The sequence below is a fragment of the Spirillospora sp. NPDC127506 genome, from assembly GCF_040302145.1.
Lineage (GTDB): Bacteria > Actinomycetota > Actinomycetes > Streptosporangiales > Streptosporangiaceae > Spirillospora.
The window spans coordinates 1-1,926 of the sequence record NZ_JBEORG010000097.1 but is presented as its reverse complement, the minus strand read 5'-3'; the positions used below and the strand labels follow the sequence as shown (position 1 = coordinate 1,926).

1 protein-coding gene is annotated in these 1,926 nt (G+C 67.0%); it reads right to left on the bottom strand.

Annotated elements, in window-relative coordinates; genetic code table 11:
- Window positions 1-74: 74 nt before the first annotated feature.
- Window positions 75-1,364: a group II intron reverse transcriptase/maturase gene (ltrA, locus tag ABTW95_RS35620; RefSeq protein ID WP_500228630.1), complete on the bottom strand. Its 1,290-nt coding sequence runs from the start codon at window positions 1,362-1,364 to the stop codon at window positions 75-77.
- Window positions 1,365-1,926: the final 562 nt, after the last annotated feature.

Genomic DNA, 1,926 nt, shown 5'->3' with positions numbered 1-1,926 from the left:
ATCGAGTAGGAGGGCCGGGTCGCCCGGCCCTCCTCTCACACCACCGGACATGCGGGCCCGCATCCGGCGGTTCGTCAAGCCGTTGATCTGAGCCTGCGCCAGGTGGCTTGCAGCCCCAGCAGGCCAAGGTCGTCCCAGTAGGCGGTGGGCAGTGACCGTTGGAGGACGGCCGACCCGGCGATGCGCCAATACCCCTTGCTGCTGGCGCCCCATTCGGCCGCTTTGCGGTCGGGGATGCCGAGCTTGCGCAGGTTACGGCGTTTGGCCGAGTAGCGTTTCCATTCCTTCCAGCGGATCTGCCGCATCCGGCGATACAGCCACTTGTCCAGCTCACGGAGCCGGTGAGACAGCTCGGCAAGACGGAAATAGGCCATCCACCCGCGGATGAACGCGTTGAGCTTGCCGATCCTGCAGGGCATCGACACGCTCCATCTCCGGCTGGTCAACTCCCGGATACGGCCCTTGAGGCGTTCGATCGCCTTCGGATCGACCCGGATGCCCACCCCGGAGCGGGTGAAGTAGAACCCAAAGCCCAGCAGCGTCGCCTCACGCGCGTGCCGGACCGAGGACTTCCCCCGGTTCACCTTGAGTTTCAACCGCCCCTCGACCACGGCCGTGACCGAATCGAGGACCCGGTGAGCGGCTCGCCTGCTGCGCACGAAGACACGGATGTCATCGGCGTAACGCACGAACCGGTGACCGCGTGCCCATAGCTCCCGGTCCAAGTCGTCCAGCATGATGTTCGACAAGACCGGCGACAGCGGCGACCCCTGCGGAGTCCCCTCTTCACTGGCCTGAATGATTCCGTCGACCATCACCCCGGCTTCCAGATACGCCCGGATGAGCTTGAGGACCTTGCGGTCGGTGACCTTGCGCGCCACCCGCGCCATGAGCACGTCGAAGTTGACCCGATCGAAGAACCGTTCAAGATCGACATCCACGACCCAGCGGTGCCCGTCGGCGATGGCCCGCCGCGCGACCTTAACCGCCTGATGAGCGGACCGGCCCGGACGGAACCCGAACGACGAACCCGAAAACTCCGGATCGAAGATCGGCGTGAGCACCTGCGCAATCGCCTGCTGGACCAGCCGGTCCAGCACAGTGGGCACCCCTAGCATGCGTTCACCACGTCCCCCGGGCTTGGGGATCACCACCCGGCGGACCGGCAGCGGCCGGTACGTGCCCGCGTCCAGAGCCTCCCGAACACCGGCCCAGTGCTCACGCAGCCACGGACGCAACTCCTCCGTGGTCATGCCATCGACACCAGGCGCGCCCCGGTTGGCCTCCACACGCCTCAACGCCCCGTGCAGGTTGCCCGGCGAGAGCATCCGCTCCCACACCGAGAGCTCCTGACCAGGGTTCACGGCCTCCTCGGCGGGCGCCGGCCTGCCGCTACGCTCCACCGTGTTACTCACCGGGATTCACCGGCCCCTCACACGGCGGGCCCGCGTCACGCGGGGTGGCTGCGATCACAGCGACACGCACGAGCCGCACCGATTCCTCCGCTGTTCTTGACGTTCGGCCCTTCCCGGCTGATTGTCCGTTCCCCTCACCGGTACTACGACCTCTGCTGACCTCTGCCAGGTCAGACCCCGACCTCACGGCCCGGACCCGTCGGCGCGGCGACAACGACAGCACAACCGACACCCCGGCAGATCTCCCCAGGTAAGAACGATCACTTTCCCCCTGCGCCCGCCGCGTCTACGCAACGACCCTGTCGGCGGTGACGGGCTTCACCTTCCATGGCAGGCTCACCCAGATCGCCGCGCCTCATACGCGGTTCGTGTCCCTCGGTGCAGGGTTTCGCCTCGGGCTTCCTCCAGACCCCGCCTCACGACGACGCCCTTGCCTCCGGCTCGGAGTTAGCACCACCTCTTCCTCCAGGGGACTTTCACCCCCAAGCAATCGCCCATGCTGGGCGCACCA